The 16099-nt window shown below is 65.8% G+C and carries 11 protein-coding genes, 2 tRNA genes and 1 pseudogene; 5 read left to right on the forward strand and 9 right to left on the reverse strand.

Going from position 1 to position 16099, the window contains the following annotated elements; all coding sequences use genetic code 11:
* Window positions 1-171: 171 nt before the first annotated feature.
* From IMX13_RS01275 to IMX13_RS01300, 6 genes are all read right to left on the reverse strand, one after another.
* Window positions 172-939, reverse strand: coding sequence for a PoNe immunity protein domain-containing protein (locus IMX13_RS01275; protein WP_193395578.1), 768 nt, complete (start codon window positions 937-939; stop codon window positions 172-174).
* A gap of 115 nt (window positions 940-1054) precedes the next feature.
* Complete coding sequence (locus IMX13_RS01280; protein ID WP_193395579.1) at window positions 1055-1825, reverse strand: PoNe immunity protein domain-containing protein; 771 nt, start codon at window positions 1823-1825, stop codon at window positions 1055-1057.
* 185 nt (window positions 1826-2010) lie between these two features.
* The gene (locus IMX13_RS01285) at window positions 2011-2772 is read right to left on the reverse strand and encodes a PoNe immunity protein domain-containing protein (protein WP_193395580.1); all 762 of its coding nucleotides are present in this window, start codon (window positions 2770-2772) and stop codon (window positions 2011-2013) included.
* Between the two features lie 9 nt (window positions 2773-2781).
* Window positions 2782-4500 carry a PAAR domain-containing protein gene (locus tag IMX13_RS01290; RefSeq protein ID WP_227255207.1) on the reverse strand — a complete coding sequence of 573 codons (1719 nt, stop codon included), beginning with the start codon at window positions 4498-4500 and terminating at the stop codon, window positions 2782-2784.
* A gap of 213 nt (window positions 4501-4713) precedes the next feature.
* Complete coding sequence (locus IMX13_RS01295; protein ID WP_053518188.1) at window positions 4714-6123, reverse strand: ATP-binding protein; 1410 nt, start codon at window positions 6121-6123, stop codon at window positions 4714-4716.
* Between the two features lie 6 nt (window positions 6124-6129).
* Window positions 6130-6858 carry a response regulator gene (locus IMX13_RS01300; RefSeq protein WP_053518224.1) on the reverse strand — a complete coding sequence of 243 codons (729 nt, stop codon included), beginning with the start codon at window positions 6856-6858 and terminating at the stop codon, window positions 6130-6132.
* Between the two features lie 205 nt (window positions 6859-7063).
* On the opposite strand from IMX13_RS01300, the gene IMX13_RS01305 reads away from it, so the two are divergent.
* The 3 genes from IMX13_RS01305 to IMX13_RS01315 are packed head-to-tail and all read left to right on the forward strand — an operon-like array spanning window position 7064 to window position 11699.
* Window positions 7064-8308, forward strand: coding sequence for an efflux RND transporter periplasmic adaptor subunit (locus IMX13_RS01305; RefSeq protein ID WP_193395581.1), 1245 nt, complete (start codon window positions 7064-7066; stop codon window positions 8306-8308).
* Window positions 8305-10263 carry a MacB family efflux pump subunit gene (locus tag IMX13_RS01310; protein WP_193395582.1) on the forward strand — a complete coding sequence of 653 codons (1959 nt, stop codon included), beginning with the start codon at window positions 8305-8307 and terminating at the stop codon, window positions 10261-10263. The genes IMX13_RS01305 and IMX13_RS01310 overlap by 4 nt, the downstream gene beginning before the upstream one ends.
* Entirely contained in the window at window positions 10260-11699 is a 1440-nt protein-coding gene (locus IMX13_RS01315; RefSeq protein ID WP_193395583.1) for an efflux transporter outer membrane subunit, read from the forward strand. Before IMX13_RS01310 ends, IMX13_RS01315 begins: the two co-directional genes overlap by 4 nt.
* A 93-nt stretch (window positions 11700-11792) precedes the next feature.
* On the opposite strand, the gene rlmB is transcribed toward IMX13_RS01315, so the two are convergent.
* From rlmB to rnr, 3 genes and pseudogenes are all read right to left on the reverse strand, one after another.
* Entirely contained in the window at window positions 11793-12536 is a 744-nt protein-coding gene (rlmB, locus tag IMX13_RS01320) for a 23S rRNA (guanosine(2251)-2'-O)-methyltransferase RlmB (RefSeq protein WP_053518184.1), read from the reverse strand.
* Between the two features lie 92 nt (window positions 12537-12628).
* Entirely contained in the window at window positions 12629-13123 is a 495-nt protein-coding gene (locus IMX13_RS01325; protein ID WP_193395584.1) for a GFA family protein, read from the reverse strand.
* A gap of 30 nt (window positions 13124-13153) precedes the next feature.
* A pseudogene (gene rnr / locus IMX13_RS01330) lies at window positions 13154-15385 on the reverse strand (ribonuclease R); the annotation flags it as partial.
* Between the two features lie 356 nt (window positions 15386-15741).
* On the opposite strand from rnr, the gene IMX13_RS01335 reads away from it, so the two are divergent.
* Together IMX13_RS01335 and IMX13_RS01340 are read left to right on the forward strand one after the other, a co-directional pair.
* Window positions 15742-15826, forward strand: a tRNA-Leu gene (locus tag IMX13_RS01335).
* 130 nt (window positions 15827-15956) lie between these two features.
* Window positions 15957-16041 (forward strand) — tRNA-Leu (locus tag IMX13_RS01340).
* The last annotated feature ends 58 nt before the right edge of the window (window positions 16042-16099 follow it).

A 16099-nucleotide genomic window follows, 5' to 3' on the forward strand; every position in this document is an offset into this window, starting at 1 on the left:
CCAGCCGTGCCCCCCCCTCCCCGGGCAGCAACGGCGGGCTTTCTGTTTCAGCCGTGCAGGCGATACGGATTTCTGGCGCAAGGGCGCGGTCCGGTACACCTTCCCGAGCCCAGGCAGTGACCACAGGCAGGACCAGAAGACCCCTCGCCTGGCGCCTCTGCGGAGGGACAGCTACGTCCTGTCGCCAGCACGACGCCTGTAATGGGCCACCAGATCCGCCGGGTAGTACTCGTGGTCGCGGAAGCTCGCATCGTCGATGTCGAACAGCATTACGACCAGCGCGGCCTCGAAGGCCCAGTAGCCCATGTAGCCGCTGTCGTCGTCACGGTGATTCCCGTGCCAGTACACGTTGCGGCTGCCTGCATACCAGCCGTCCAGGAACTTCTTTACGAGCCCGGGCCGGTCCGAGGGTGAGGCGATTGCTTCCATGAGCGGGAGGTAGTGCCGATACAGTAATTGATCGGGGATGGACCTTTTTGCTCCGCCCGACGCAACGGCAACGCTGTCGAGAAGTTTGTCCTTCCCCGTATTGCCTATCAATACCCACATTTCATGCAGATAGTCGCGCGAAGCTCCAACTGCAACCGTGAATGCCAACCACCAAAGATACTGGACGTATCTATCCAGTCGCAGATCCTCCCACAGAGATCGGGTTGCTTGGCCTTCCAAAGGAAGTCCGTCTGCGCATCGCCTGATCCTGACTCTAGCGGCGAGAACCTCGTCCAGATCCGCAGACAGGCCACCGATGTCATCACCCCTCGAGTAACGCATCACCATCACTTGAAGCTGCTTGGTAAAAATGCTGCCTGAGCACTTGAGCGCCCCCTCAGGAGGATAGCGCCCTTCTCGAATACCAGACACGAAGCCAAGAATGGATCGCGACTGAAAAGCTATTTTTTCCGAGAAGTAGTCATATGACTTCTTGGTATCCCGCAACATCGTAAGCCACCGATTAGATTGATGCTGGACCGACAACGCGTCCGCAGGCTGATCACATCGCCGCCGCGCTCGATTCGTCCCCGCACGCGGTGCAAACATCTGAGCAGCCTGACCATCAGATTCCTGCGCCAGCACGACGCCCGTAATAAGCCACCAGATCGGCGGGGTAGTACTCGTGGTCGCGGAAGCTCGCATCGTCGATGTCGAACAGCATCACGACCAGCGCGGCCTCGAAGGCCCAGCAGCCCATGTAGCCGCTGTCGTCGTCACGGTGATTCCCGTGCCAGTACACGTTGCGGCTGCCTGCATACCAGCCGTCCAGGAACTTCTTTACGAGCCCGGGCCGGTCCGAGGGTGAGGCGATTGCTTCCATGAGCGGGAGGTACTGGCGATACAGCACCTGAGTCGAAACGGGTCGGCCCGCATCCCCCATTGCAACTGCCATCGCGTCGAAGAGTTCGTCTTTTCCGGCGTTCTGCAGCAGCGTCAAACTTCGTTCAATGTACTCTCGCCCCATGTCCAGCGAGAGCGCGAAGGCCAGCCACCACAACCATTGCACGAAGTGATCTTGCCGGATGTCCTCGAACTGGAAGCGGTAGCTTCTCTCACCTGTTTCCAGCAGATCGCAGAGTTCACTCATCTTCTCGCGCACTGCAAGGAGCGAACTCACCTCACCCTTGATTGATTCGATGTCATCACCGCGGGAGTATCGCATTACCACCACTCCCAACACTGAATCGAAAAGCCTTGAGGCAGCAAGAACACGCCCTTTGCGCGGCAATTCATCCCCCACGATTCTCGATTCCTTTCGATGAATGGAGGCTCCCGCATGCTCGATCCAGCGATCAAAGTAGCTTCTTGTCTTGCGCGAATCGCGCATTTTCATTATTGAATCAAACCCCCACTTGATTCTGAAACTGGCATCAGTCGATTCTGACAGCCCCTACCGCTCCATGTTCGGCTACACCCCGGGGAATGCCGCGCTCAGCCGGCGTGCCCCGATGCACCTTGCCGACGGCCCCTGCTGACCACACCGGACCATCTCGTGCTTGAGCCGCCTGACCATCGGGCTCATGCGCCGGATTGACACCTGTAATAGGCCACCAGATCGGCCGGGTAGTACTCGTGGTCGCGGAAGCTCGAATCGTCGATATCGAACAGCATCACGACCAGCGCGGCCTCAAAGGCCCAGTAGCCCATGTAGCCGCTGTCGTCGTCACGGTGATTCCCGTGCCAATAGAGGTTGCGGCTGCCCGCATACCAGCCATCCAGGAACTTCTTTACGAGCCCCGGTCGGTCCTGGATCGATGCGACGGCCTTTGCTAGCGGAAGGTACTGGCGATACAGCACGTGATTGGCAGCGGGTCGGCCTGTGTCTCCCAATGCAATCGCAACTCTGTCGAAAAGCTCGTCTTCCCCGGCGTGCTTCATCAAGCCAAGTGCACTTCGCACATAAGAGCCCTCCATACCCGCGGCAACCGAGAATGCCAACCACCAGAGGTACTTTGTGTACCTGTCCGGCCGAAGATCCTCCCACACTGCACGAATCATCTGATCCTGTGCGCCCAAGGCATCGGCGCACAGATCAACGCGCCGCCTTGCAAGCAGCAATTCTTCCAGCCCCCCCAGTACTTCAACCAGATCGTCGCCACGCGAGTAGCGCATGACCATTATCTGAAGGAGCAGGGAAAACACGGAACTCGATGCATTGGCGCGTCCGACGTCGGTGTACCTGTGTGAATCAATACGATCAACGACCTCTGCAACCTCATCCAGCCGGAACTCGATGATTCCAGAGAAATATGCCTTGGATTTCCTGCTATCGCGCATCATCGGTCCAGTTCAAAATGATGAAGGGCCAATCACCCTTCCGTCCACGCCAAGCTTGTAGGACTGCGTCGTGCCATCTTCGGCCACCCTGATCAGAATCGACTCAACCCGCCCCTGATTCATCGCATCCCTCATCCTTCTTGCCTCTACGACCCCCACCTTGGAATCAAGACGCTCGTTTATCCATTCGCTGTCCATCTGCCGCGTACCGTCCCTGTACGGTCCACCCAACCGGCCCGTGTTGTACTTCGCTTCGGTGATCACATAGTCGGGCGGCGGATCCGGGTGGCTGTAGACCCCATCGATGCCATTCTCTCCCGGACGATACACGCCATCGGTCTTTCCCACTGGCGTCAGGCCCTTGTCCAGCATCGCTTGATGCGCCCTCGCCTCACCGAACGCGGCACCTGCGGCGCGCGTGCGCGGCAGCCGGGTTTCCACCACCCCATCGGCGTCCGGCGCCCGGCTTTCCGTGTGCCGACGCTTGCGCGAGCGCAATGCCCGCGCCAATGCGGTGAACGCCTCGCCCAGCTCGTCCAGCAGCGCTGCCAGACGCTGCCCCAACCGCCCGATCCGGGCCGCCCAGGTTGCGCCGCCATAGGCGGTTCCGGCCGTGCCTGCGCTGAACGCGCCCAGCAGCACGCTGATCACGACATCGAGCGCAAACTGGCTGCCGTAGCGCTGGGTCAGCTCCTGCAGCTCGTCTGGCGGCACCGCCTTCGCCCAGTCCGCGGGGAACGCCGCCAACAGCTGCCAGGTCGGGCCGTCGTCGAACAGCAGGATCAGCTGCTCCTTGATCGCACTGGCCTTGTCCAGCACCTGCTCGCCTGCTGCACGATGCCCCGCGATGCGTGCATCCAGCCCGTCCCAGTCGCCCGTCAGCAGCAGTCCGCTCAGTTCGCGCAGTTCCGCATCGGCCTTGAAGCGCAGCACCGCCAGCTGCCACACCGCTTCCACGCTGCCGCTGGCCCAGTCCCATGTGCCTCTGGCCTGGCCTTCGATGCGATTCAGTTCCATCAGGAAGGCCTGATGCGCAGCGCTGGCACTGTTCCATTGCCGCCAGTCCGCAGCAAAATCCTGCCGGGTCTGCTGCACGATGCGCTGCAGGGCCGCGCGAAGGCGTTCGCGGCAGGCCTCGATCTCAGCCGAGTCGGTGCTGTCGGCCTCGTGCTGGTAGATCACCTGCACCGGCCCCACGCTTACCTGCGGCAGGCGTGCACGACCTTCGTCATCGAGATGGCCGCTGAGCACGCGGCCATCGGACAGGGTCGCCCGGTAACTGACACCGCGCGCGGGCGTGCAGTCCAGGTCGCCGTAGTGGCAATGCAGCACGACCTCGCGCGTAGCGACCGCATCGCGGGCAACGAAACCGCTGGGCGGCGGCGTGGCGTTCCACAGGTTCACTGCTGCCGGCGCGGCCGGCGCCGCGGAGACCGACGCACCGCCACCGCCACCGCCTCCGCCGTCAACCACATACACCAGCGACTGAGCACCTCCGAGCAACCTGCAGCCGCAGGCCAGCGAATCGCCTTCGCGCGCGATCGGCTTGCCATCGAGGATCAGCGTCGGGTCACCGGTGACGATCTCGAACGCGCCGCCATGCTTCGGGCACGTTGCCTTGTCGCCCACGCAGGCGACGGCCTTGCCTTCGATATCCGTATTCGACGATCCGGTCAGCACCCGCCCGCCGCCCGTGGTGGCGTCGCCCACCACGATCCACATCCGTGCCATCTGCCATCCGCAAGGAACTTCGATGGCTTCAGGTGACCGGCCGCACGCAGCGCAGGCAATTCAACGCTGACGCAATTGCCTCGACTGCCTGTAAAACGCCTTGCAGCGCAGGCAATTACCGTGGGTGACGCATTCGCCCTATCGTGCTGCAGGCAGGGCTATCGCGTCAGTTTTGCGTGGGGCCTGCCGGAACGCAGCTCCCACCGCGTCTGCTCAGCCTGCCCGACCCGGCGCCACCACCTGTGCACTGGCCGGCCATTGCACCACGGCTTCCAGTCCGCCCTCGGCACGGTTGCGCAGCCACAGCCGCGCGCCGTCCTTCTCGGCCAGCGCGCGCGCGATGGTCAGGCCCAGCCCGGCCCCACCGGTTTCGCGCGAACGCGAGGTCTCCACCCGCACGAACGGGTCGAACACGGCTTCCAGCTGGTCGTCGGCCAGGCCGGGGCCATCATCGGCCACCACCACGGTGATGCTGCCGCCGCCCCGCTCGATGCGCACCCGCACGCGCTGGCCGTACATCACCGCGTTGTCCACCAGGTTCGAGAACAGGCGGTGCATCGCCAGTGGCCGCAGCATCAGCACCGCATCGCTCCTGCCCTCGAAGACGACATCGGCCCCACCTTCTGCGGTGTCCTCGACGATGCTCTCCAGCAGCGAATCCAGGTCCAGTGCAGCGCGCTGCTCGGCGCTCTCGGCACTTCGGGCCAGTTCCAGGCCTTCGCGGACCAGTGCCTGCATCGCAGCCAGATCGCCGATCAGGCGCTCGCGCAGTGCCTCATCGGTCACGTTCTCCAGCCGCAGGCGCAGGCGGGTCAGCGGTGTCTGCAGATCGTGGGTGATCGCCGCCAGCATCTGCGTACGCTCGGCCAGGTGTCGCTGCAGGCGGTGCTGCATGGCATTGAAGGCCTCGGCGGCGCGCTGTACTTCACGCGGGCCGCGCAGCGGCAGCGGATCGCGCTGCAGGTCGTCGCCAAGATCCTCGGCGGCGGCGGCCAGCTCCTGCAGCGGTGCGCTGGCCATGCGGGCCACGATGTAGGCCAGTACCGCGATGGCCAGCACAAGCAGGGTCAGGAACAGCGGGTCCACGGCCAGGATGCCGTTGTGGGCCACCGCCGGGGAATCCAGTGCCAGCTTCAGCAACGTACCGTCGTTGAGGGTAACGTCCACCGCGCGGCATTTGGGCGGGATGAACGCCGGATCGCGCTCGCGAGGATGCTTGCGGTAGCCGGGCGGCGGCGGTGGCAGCAGTTCCTGCAGCCTGGGAATGCAGGAGCGGAACGAAGTGAAGTGCACCTGCGCCCGCGCGACCGGGCCCGGGCGGTCCTCCAGCACTTCCATCAGCGCAGCATCGGCACGTCCTACACGCGCACCGGACTGCAGCGCACGCACGCTCGGCCCGCCCACTTCCAGCAGGCGCTCGCGCAGCTCGGGATTGCCGTCGAGCAGATTGACGTAGCCCTGCAGGCGATCGGCGATGCGGTTGAGGTTCTGCCGCTCGAACTCCTGCTGCCGCTTGGAGGTGGCCAGCATGGTCGCGCCGATCGCCGCCACCGACATGCCCAGCAGCAGGATCACGAACAGCCGCCCGACCATCGAGGACAGAAAGTGGCGCAGGCGATTCATCGCGGCTTATTCCAGGTTGACGGCCGAGGCGAGGACATAGCCTTCGTTGCGCACGGTCTTGATCAGCCCATCGGGACCGCCATCGTCACCCAGCTTGTTGCGCAGGCGGCTGACCTGCAGGTCGATTGCGCGATCCTGCGCCTCATAGTTACGGCCGCTGCTGAGCGCGACCAGCTGCTCACGCGACAGGACCTTGTTGGCATGTGCGATGAATACCCGCAGCAAGCGGAACTCCGCGCCGGACAGCACCACCACGCGCCCGTCCGGATCGACCAGGTGGCGGTGCTCCAGATCGAACACCCAGCGCGAGAATCGTGCACGGCGCACCGCCAGTGGCTCCAGATTGGCCGGCAGGGCTTCGGTACGGCGCAGCACGTTGCGGATGCGCGCCAGCAGCTCGCGCGGCTCGAACGGCTTGGCCAGATAGTCATCGGCGCCCATTTCCAGGCCCAGCACGCGATCGATCGGTTCCGCGCGGGCGGTCAGCATGATCACCGGCGTGTTCGAGCGAGCGCGCAGGTCACGGCACAGGGTCAGGCCATCCTCGCGCGGCAGGTTGAGGTCGAGCACGATCAGGTCCACGTGTTCGCGCTCCAGCAGCTGGCGCATGCTGGTGCCGTCGGCCGCCGTGCTGACCTGGTAGCCGGCGCGGCCGAGCTGTTCGGCCAGCAGGGTGCGGATGTCGTTGTCGTCGTCGACGATCAGCAGTCGATGCATCGGGTTTTCAGTCTCCATGTCGCGGATCATCCCGTGTCGGGAGCTGAACCGCATCCTGGCCAATGCGTACCACTGTATCCACCCGCGGGCCGGATACCTGTCGATACGCGCTTTCGCCGACAGTGTTACACACAGACACACCCTGAGGATTGAGCGGTTGATCGCCCGGTCTTCACAATGCCCACCATCGCCGCCATCGCGGCACCGAGAGTGAAGCCACCACGTGATCCGCCGCCTGTTGCCCGCAACCCGCCGGGGCCGCCTGATGCTGGCCGCCCTGCTCGTCCTGATCGCTGCCGTGGCCGCCTGGTGGCTGCTGCGCAGGCCGGCCGCGCCGGCCCTGGCCACCACCCCCGTAGGCCGTGGCGACATCGAACAGACCGTCGAGGCGACCGGCGTGATCGACGCCTACAAGCTGGTCAGCGTAGGTGCGCAGGCCTCCGGCCAGATCAAATCGCTGAAGGTGCAGCTGGGCGATACGGTGAAGGAAGGCGACCTGATCGCCGAGATCGACGCCACCACCCAGCAGAACCAGGTGCTCAACGCACAGGCCTCGCTGGACCAGGTGATCGCGCAGCGGGCGGTGCAGCAGGCGACACTGCGCCAGGCCGAGCTGGAATTCGCACGCCAGCAGCAGATGCTGGCCGCCGAGGCCACCTCCCGCCAGGAGTACGATGCCGCCGAAGCACAGCTGAAAACCGCGCGCGCCCAGCTGCAGTCCTACGAGGCACAGATCAAGGGTCGCGAAACCGAGCTGGGTACCGCCCGGGCCAACCTGGCCTACACCCGGATCACCGCGCCGATGGACGGCACCGTGGTCGCCGTGGTGGCCGAGGAAGGCCGCACGGTGAACGCCAACCAGACCGCGCCGACCATCGTCATGCTGGCGCGCCTGGACGTGGTGACGGTCAATGCCGAGGTGTCCGAGGCGGACGTTGTGAAGATCAAGGCCGGCATGCCGGTGTACTTCACCACGCTGGGCGACCCGGACCGGAAGTATCACGCCACGCTGCGGCAGATCAATCCGGCACCGGCATCGATCGCCAATGAAAGCTCGTCCAGCTCCAGCAGCTCTTCCAGTTCCAGCTCCAGCAGCGCGGTGTACTACAACGCCCTGTTCGACGTGGAGAACCCGGACGGCACCCTGCGCATCGACATGACCGCGCAGGTGTCGGTCCTGCTCAAGCAGGCCAAGGGCGTGCTGATGGTACCGGCGGTGGCACTGGGGCCGAAGACCCGCGACGGCGAGCGCGTGGTACGGGTGGTGGATGATCGGGGCCAGCCACAACCGCGCAAGGTCAAGGTCGGCATCAACAACGGTGCATCGGCTGAAATCCTCTCAGGCCTGCAGGAAGGCGAACGCGTGGTGGTCGGCGAGGCCAGCGCCGCGGCAGCGTCTGCGGGCGGCGGCAACCGGGGAGGCATGCAGATGCGCGTCGGCGGCCCGGGCATGGGCCCGCGCCGATGAGCACGACGGCGCCGTTGCTGCGCCTGCGTGACCTGCGACGCGAGTTCCCGGCCGGCGACGACGTCATTGCCGTACTGCGCGACGTCAACCTGGACATCCACGCCGGCGAAATGGTCGCCATCGTCGGCCAGTCCGGTTCGGGCAAGTCCACCCTGATGAACATCCTCGGCTGCCTGGATCGCCCCACCCGGGGCAGCTACCAGGTGGCCGGCCGAGAAACCGGCCGGATGCAGCCGGACGAGCTGGCCGAACTGCGGCGCGGGCATTTCGGCTTCATCTTCCAGCGCTACCACCTGCTCGGTGACCTGGATGCACGCGGCAACGTGGAAGTGCCGGCGGTATACGCGGGCAGCCCCGGCCCGGTACGCAACGCGCGGGCCGAGCAGCTGCTGCAACGGCTCGGGCTGGGCGATCGCATGCATCACAAGCCGGGCCAGCTGTCCGGTGGCCAGCAGCAGCGCGTGTCGATCGCGCGTGCACTGATGAACGGCGGGGAGGTGATCCTGGCCGATGAACCCACCGGCGCCCTGGATACGAAATCCGGCGAAGAGGTGATGGCGATCCTGGGCGAGCTGCATGCCGAGGGACATACCATCATCATCGTCACCCACGACATGAGCGTGGCCGAGCATGCCCAGCGCATCATCGAGATCCGCGATGGCGAGATCATCGCCGACCGCGCCAATCCTGATGCGCCGTCCTATCGTGCGCGACGCGAGGCCAGCACCGGTGTTGCCCACGGCAGCAGCTGGCGCGCAGCGCGCGACCGCTTCACCGAAGCGTTCCGCATGGCCCTGCTGGCGATGAACGCGCATCGCCTGCGCACGTTCCTGACCATGCTCGGCATCATCATCGGCATTGCTTCGGTGGTCTCGGTGGTCGCGCTCGGCAACGGCTCGCAGCAGCAGATCCTGCAGAACATCAGCGCGCTGGGAACCAACACCATCGATGTGTATCCCGGCCGCGGTTTTGGCGACATGCGCTCTGCACGTGTGCAGACGCTCAAGGCCAGCGATGCCGATGCGCTCTCACGGCAGAGCTACGTGGACAGCGCCACGCCCAGCGTGTCGACCTCGGTCACCGCGCGTTATCGCAACCAGTCCTCTACCGCCCAGGTCAGCGGCGTTGGCGAGCAGTTCTTCCGGGTCAAGGGCGTGACCCTGCTCAGTGGCAGCTTCTTCGATGCCGATGCGGTGCGAGGGCTGGCCCAGGTCGCGATCATCGACGAGAACACCCAGACCCAGTTCTTCCCCGGTGTCGATCCTGTCGGCCAGGTCATCCTGCTCGGCAACGTGCCGGTGCGGGTGGTCGGTGTTGCCAAGCGGCAGAGCTTCGGTTTTGGTGGCAGCACCAGTCTCAGCGTCTGGGTGCCGTACACGACCGTGATGTCACGCATGCTGGGCCAGAGTCACGTCTCCAGCATCACCGTGCGCGTGGATGACGCCACGCCGATGGACGCCGCGCAGGAGGCGATCACCCGCCTGCTGACGATGCGCCATGGTACCGAGGATTTCTTCCTCAGCAACAGCGCCGAAATCCGCGAGACCATCGAGCAGACCACGCGCACGATGACCCTGCTGATCGGCGCGATCGCCGCCATCGCACTGCTTGTCGGAGGCATCGGCGTGATGAACATCATGCTGGTCTCGGTCACCGAGCGGACCCGCGAGATTGGTGTGCGCATGGCCGTGGGTGCGCGGCAGAGTGACATCCGCCAGCAGTTCCTGATCGAGGCGGTGCTGGTCTGCCTGCTCGGCGGCCTGCTCGGCGTCGGCCTGGCGCTGCTGCTGGGCTCGATGATCGGACGTTTCGCCAGCGACTTCCAGGTGCTGTTCTCCACCGCTTCGATCATCGCCGCATTTGCCTGTTCCACCCTGATCGGCGTGGGCTTCGGCTTCCTTCCCGCGCGCAATGCCGCGCAGCTCGACCCGGTGGAGGCCCTGGCCCGCGAATGAAGACGATGCCCATGCTCCCCTTTCCTGCTCCCTCGCGCCTGCTGCTGGCCGGCGCCGTACTGATTGCCCTGTCCGGCTGTGCCTCGGTCGGCCGTTATCCGGTTGCCGATCCCGACGTGGCTGCTGCTTATGGGCGTGGCGATGCCGCACTCAACGCACCGGTGGACGCTCCGCGCAGCAGCCTGGATACGCCTGCCCGCGACATCCGCGAGGATGTCTGGTGGAGCGGTTTCGGCGATGAACGTCTGGACCGGCTGGTAGCCCGGGCGCTGGCCGCCAACGGTGACCTTGCCGCCGCCGGCCTGGCCGTGCAGCGTTCCCGCCTGCAGGCCGGGCTGGCCAGCAACGCGCTTTGGCCACAACCGTCCTCGTCGGGCGTCAGTGGCAGCGGCAGCCGTGCCACCGACCAGGCCGACGACTGGCGCCGCAGCTATTCCACCGGCGTTTCGCTGGCCTGGGAAGTCGATCTGTGGGGCCGGCTCAGGACCCAGCGCGACATCGCACGCTGGGAGGCTGAAGCCACCGAGGAAGATCGACAGAACACCGCCCTGCTGGTGATCGGCGATGCCATCAGCCAGTACTGGGCGTTGGCGTATCTCAACCAGTCGATCAGCACCGGCCAGGCCAACCTGGAGCGGCTGGAACGCACCCGCGAACTGGTCCAGGCCCGTTTCGACGCCGGTGCGGTTTCGCGCCTGGAAGTACGCCAGGCCCTGCAGAACCTGCAGTCGCAGCGCGCTGCGCAGAGTGCGCTGGAACAGCAGCGCGTGGAAGTGCGCAATGCGCTGACCGTGCTGCTCGACGGCACCCCGTGGCCGCAACAGGACGAGCCGCAGAACCTGCAGCAGGCACGCAGCCCTGCCATCGCTGAAGGCCTGCCGGCGGACCTGCTCGCTCGCCGTCCCGACCTGCGCGCGGCCGAGCTGCGGCTGCGCAACAGCCTGAAGACGATCAGGGTCACCGCCACCCAGTACTACCCGGCGTTGAGCCTGACCGGCAGCCTCGGTTCCAGCGCGACCTCGCTGGGCGATGTCCTGCGCAATCCGGTGGCCACGCTCGGTGCCGGCCTGTCCCTGCCCTTCCTCAACCTGCAGCGCGCACAGCTGGATACCGACGTGGCCGGTACCAACTACCAGATCGCCGCGACCGGGTTCCGCAAGACGCTGTACACCGCCCTGTCGGAAGTGGACAACGCGCTGTCGGCACGCGAGCAGCTGGCGCGCCAGGTGGCGGCGTCGCAGGCCTCGTATGACGAGGCGGTGGAAGTGGAACGCATGCAGGAAGTGCGCTACCGCGTGGGTGCCACCGACCTGCGGACCTGGCTGGAAGCCCAGCAGACCCGGCGCGATGCGGAGTTGTCACTGGCCCGCGTCCGGCAGAGCCAGTTGACCAACGATGTGACGCTGTTCAAGGCGCTGGGCGGCAGCGCGGGGTAGCGCCGGGCCATGCCCGGCGGCGTGGAGCGCGGCACGCCATGAGCGTGGTCGGACTGGATCCGCCGGGCATGGCCCGGCGCTACCACGGGACGATCAGCCGCGCTGGCGCACGGCCTCGAACAGGCTGACACCCGCGGCGACCGATACGTTCAGGCTCTCGATCTCGCCCGGCATCGGGATCTTGACCAGTCCATCGCAGTTCTCGCGGGTCAGGCGGCGCAGGCCGTCGGCTTCACCCCCCAGCACCAGCGCGATGTTGCCCTTCAGGTCCAGATCGTACAGCGACGCGGTCGCTTCACCGGCCAGGCCGTAGATCCACACGCCCTGCTTCTGCAGATCCTTCAGGCAGCGCGACAGGTTGGTCACCGCCACCACCGGGATACGGTCGGCGGCGCCGGCCGAGGTCTTGCGCACGGTGGCATTCACCGTCGCCGACTTGTCCTTGGGAATGATCACCGCAGTGGCACCGGCCGCCGCGGCCGAACGCAGGCAGGCGCCCAGGTTGTGCGGGTCCTGTACCTCATCCAGCACCAGCAGCAGGGCCCGGCCTTCAGCGGCAGTGACCAGGCCTTCCAGTTCATTCTCGCTGTAGGTGCGCGCAGCGGCATAGCGCGCGGCCACGCCCTGGTGGCGGACCGCACCGCCAACGCCGTCCAGCGCCTGCGCGGTGACCCGGCGGACATCGATCCCCTTGCGGCGCGCGTTCTCTTCGATTTCGGTCAGGCGTGGATTCTTCGCACCGGCCTCGACCAGCACTTCGCGGACGTTCTCGGCGTCGTTCTCGATGGAGGAGGCGACGGCGTTGACGCCGACGATCCACTGGCTGTTCTTGCTCATGCGGGCGGGACCGGAAAGGGGGTGGCTATGGTAGAGCATCGGCGACGGCCGCGCTTCGCGCTCGCCGGGCAGGGCCCGGCGCTACCCGCCGTTCACCCTTCGGCTGAACGGCTGCGCGGCGGCCAGTGTGGCGTGTCGTGGTCGGGATGCTGGTGGGAAACGATCGCAGCCAGGAAGTCCAGTGCCGCCACGTCCTCCTCCGTGCGGCGTGCCGGCAGGGTGCCCAGGGCATCGACGAAGGGCAGCTTGCGCTCGACACCGTAGTGGATCGTCGGCGGCAACCGTTCCGGCTGGTCAAACGCCCCCGCCGCCACGGCCATGCCGTCGGGGGCTTCATAGGTCAGCGGCGTGCCGCAGTCGCCGCAGAAACCGCGCCGGACCACATTGGAGGACTGGAAATAGCGCGGCTGGCCGCGGGTCCAGCTGAACTGCACGCCGCGCACCGAGACCAAAGGCGCGTAATACGCGCCAAAGGCCTTCTGGCACATCCGGCAGTGGCAGATCGAACTGTCGGACAGCTCACCGCGCACCTGGAAGCGGATGGCACCGCACTGGCAGCCGCCGCTGTACTCGGGTTGGCCCTGCATGCTGCTTTCCTCCGGAACGGGCTCTACGGATCAGTACTTCTCTTTCCTGCGCTTGGCCGGTTTGCCGCGTTCGGGCAGCGGCGACAGTCCTGCCTCTTCTTCCTCGCCCTTGTGTTCGACCAGCCGGAAGTCGATCTTGCGCTCTTCCATGCTGGCCTTCAGTACGAGGATGCGCACGCGGTCACCCAGCCGGTAGCTGCTGCCACGACGTTCACCGGTCAGTGTCTTGCGGGTCGCATCGAACTTGTAATAGTCCTGCGGCAGCTGGGTGACATGGACCAGGCCCTGCACCTTGGAATCGTCCAGTTCCACGAACAGACCGAAGCTGGTCACGCCACTGATCACGCCATCGAACTGGCCGCCGACATGCTTCTCCATCCACGCGGCCCGGTAACGCTCGTCGACCTCGCGTTCGGCCTCGTCAGCGCGGCGCTCGCGCTCGGAGCACTGCAGCGCCAGCGCTGCCATCTCGCGTGCGGTGTAGGTGAACTTGTCCAGCGGCTTGCCCGACAACGCATGCTTGATCGCGCGATGCACCAGCAGATCGGGATAGCGGCGGATCGGCGAAGTGAAGTGCGCGTACGCCTCCAGCGCGAGCCCGAAGTGACCGTGGTTGTCAGGACTGTAGACGGCCAGGCTCTGGCTGCGCAGCAGCACCGACTCCAGCAGGGTGGCATCGGGACGGTCGCGGATCTTCTTCAACAGCTTGGTGTAGTCACCGGGGCGCACCTTCGACCACGGCGGCAGGCTCAGCTTGAACTCCTTGAGGAATTCCAGCAGGTCGGCGTACTTGGTCTCCGGCGGCTTCTCGTGGACGCGGTACGGCGCCGGCACATGGTGCGACAGCAGGTACTTGGCCGCCTCCACGTTGGCGGCGATCATGCATTCCTCGATCAGCTTGTGCGCGTCGTTGCGCACCAGCATGCCCGCCTGGGTGACTTCGCCACGGTTGTCCAGCACGAAGCGCACTTCGCTGCTCTCGAACTCGATGGCCCCGCGCTTGGCACGGGCCTTGGCCAGCACCTTGTACAGCTGGTGCAGGCGCTGCACCTGGGGCAGCAGATCGCCGATGACGGCCTTCGCGCCGGCATCGTCCTCGCCCACGGCCTGCCACACCTGGGTGTAGGTCAGGCGTGCGTGCGAATTCATCACCGCTTCGTAGAAGCGCGAGTGGACGACCTGGCCATCGCGGTCGATCTGCATGTCGCAGACGAAGCACATGCGGTCGACCTTGGGCATCAGCGAGCAGATACCGTTGGACAGGGTCTCCGGCAGCATCGGTACGACGAAGCCCGGGAAGTACACCGAGGTAGCGCGCTTCTGCGCCTCCTCATCCAGCGGCGTGCCCGGACGCACATAGTTGGAGACATCGGCGATGGCCACCACCAGGCGGAAACCCTCCGCGTTCGGCTCGCAATACACCGCATCGTCGAAGTCCTTGGCATCCTCGCCATCGATGGTCACCAGCGGCGTGCGACGCAGGTCGACGCGGTCGCCGATCATCGCCGGCTCGACCACCAGCGGCACCGCGGCGGCCTCGTCCAGCACCTCCTGCGGAAACTCGAACGGCAGCTCGTGGCCGTGGATGGCGGTCTCCACCACCAGCGAGGCGGTCAGCTTGTCACCCAGTACCGCGATGATGCGGCCGATCGGCGGACGGCGGCTGTCCGGCGCCTGCGTCAGCTCGCAGACCACCAGCTGGCCATCACGCGCACCTCCGGTCTGATCAGGCGGCACCTGCACGTTGCGCTGCACGCGCTTGTCATCAGGCACCACGTAATTGATGCCCATCTCGATGCTGAAGCGACCGATCAGACGGGTCATGCCGCGCTCGAGCACGCGGGCGATGCTGCCTTCGCGGCGGCCGCGATGATCGATGCCGGTGACACGCGCCAGCACCTTGTCGCCGTGCATCACCTTGCGCATTTCATAGGGCGGCAGGAACAGGTCGTCACCGCCCTCGACTGGGCGCAGGAACCCGAATCCTTCCGGATTGGCGATCACCACACCGGTGACCAGGCTCAGCGCCTGCACCGGCGCGAAACCTCCACGGCGGTTCTGCACCAGCTGGCCATCACGGACCATCGCACCCAGCCGGCGCGACAGCGCTTCGGCCCGGTCCGGCGCGGTCAGGCCCAGGCGGGCACCCAGCTCCTCGGCAGTCTGCGGCCCTTCGCAGCGCTCCAGCAGGGCCAGAATGGCCTCGCGGCTGGCGATGGGCTGTTCGTACTTCTCGGCTTCGCGGGACGCGTAGGGATCCTCGATCACCTTGCCGGCCGGCGGCAGCTTGCGGCCCGGCGCCGGTCCCGGGGCGTCGCCGCCACGGCCCGGGCGACCGCGCGGCGGTGCGCCGCCACCCCCCAGTTCCGGGAACCAGCCCGGCAGTGGCTTGCCCGGCTGGGAGGTACGGGCTGCACCCGTCTTGGCGCCCTTCTTCGGGGCCTGGCTGCGGGACTTGCTCCCGCCCTTGCTTGGTTTTTTGGTAGTCATCGCCCTCCATGGTAGCCGCTGACGGCGTGCAGAACCGGTCAGCGACCCGCTTGCAGGCGCCACGTGAAAAAACTCCGCGAAGTCGTTGACAGCCTGCGGATTCATCTTCACAATTGCGCCTCTGGAACGCCCAGGTGGCGGAATTGGTAGACGCACTAGTTTCAGGTACTAGCGGGTAAAACCGTGGAGGTTCGAGTCCTCTCCTGGGCACCAACGAAAAATCTCCTCGCCTCGGCGGGGATTTTTTTTGCCCGCGTTTCCTGCCGTCGTTCCGCAGCGTGGCCGGGCGTTCACAAGGGTGTTGACACCCCCGTCACGGCACCCCATAATCTCGCTCCTCGACGCCCAGGTGGCGGAATTGGTAGACGCACTAGTTTCAGGTACTAGCGGGTAAAACCGTGGAGGTTCGAGTCCTCTCCTGGGCACCACGTCGAGACTGAGAAAAACCCGCGAAAGCGGGTTTTTTCATGTCCGGGCGCCAGCCAG

The organism is Stenotrophomonas sp. B2 (assembly GCF_014947095.1).
Lineage (GTDB): Bacteria > Pseudomonadota > Gammaproteobacteria > Xanthomonadales > Xanthomonadaceae > Stenotrophomonas > Stenotrophomonas maltophilia_P.

Coding starts and splice junctions, on each gene's coding strand:
- IMX13_RS01275 (WP_193395578.1), bottom strand. CDS start 939: ATGTTGCGGGATACCAAGAAGTCATATGACTACTTCTCGGAAAAAATA.
- IMX13_RS01280 (WP_193395579.1), bottom strand. CDS start 1,825: ATGAAAATGCGCGATTCGCGCAAGACAAGAAGCTACTTTGATCGCTGG.
- IMX13_RS01285 (WP_193395580.1), bottom strand. CDS start 2,772: ATGATGCGCGATAGCAGGAAATCCAAGGCATATTTCTCTGGAATCATC.
- IMX13_RS01290 (WP_227255207.1), bottom strand. CDS start 4,500: ATGGCACGGATGTGGATCGTGGTGGGCGACGCCACCACGGGCGGCGGG.
- IMX13_RS01295 (WP_053518188.1), bottom strand. CDS start 6,123: ATGAATCGCCTGCGCCACTTTCTGTCCTCGATGGTCGGGCGGCTGTTC.
- IMX13_RS01300 (WP_053518224.1), bottom strand. CDS start 6,858: ATGGAGACTGAAAACCCGATGCATCGACTGCTGATCGTCGACGACGAC.
- IMX13_RS01310 (WP_193395582.1), top strand. CDS start 8,305: ATGAGCACGACGGCGCCGTTGCTGCGCCTGCGTGACCTGCGACGCGAG.
- IMX13_RS01315 (WP_193395583.1), top strand. CDS start 10,260: ATGAAGACGATGCCCATGCTCCCCTTTCCTGCTCCCTCGCGCCTGCTG.
- rlmB (WP_053518184.1), bottom strand. CDS start 12,536: ATGAGCAAGAACAGCCAGTGGATCGTCGGCGTCAACGCCGTCGCCTCC.
- IMX13_RS01325 (WP_193395584.1), bottom strand. CDS start 13,123: ATGCAGGGCCAACCCGAGTACAGCGGCGGCTGCCAGTGCGGTGCCATC.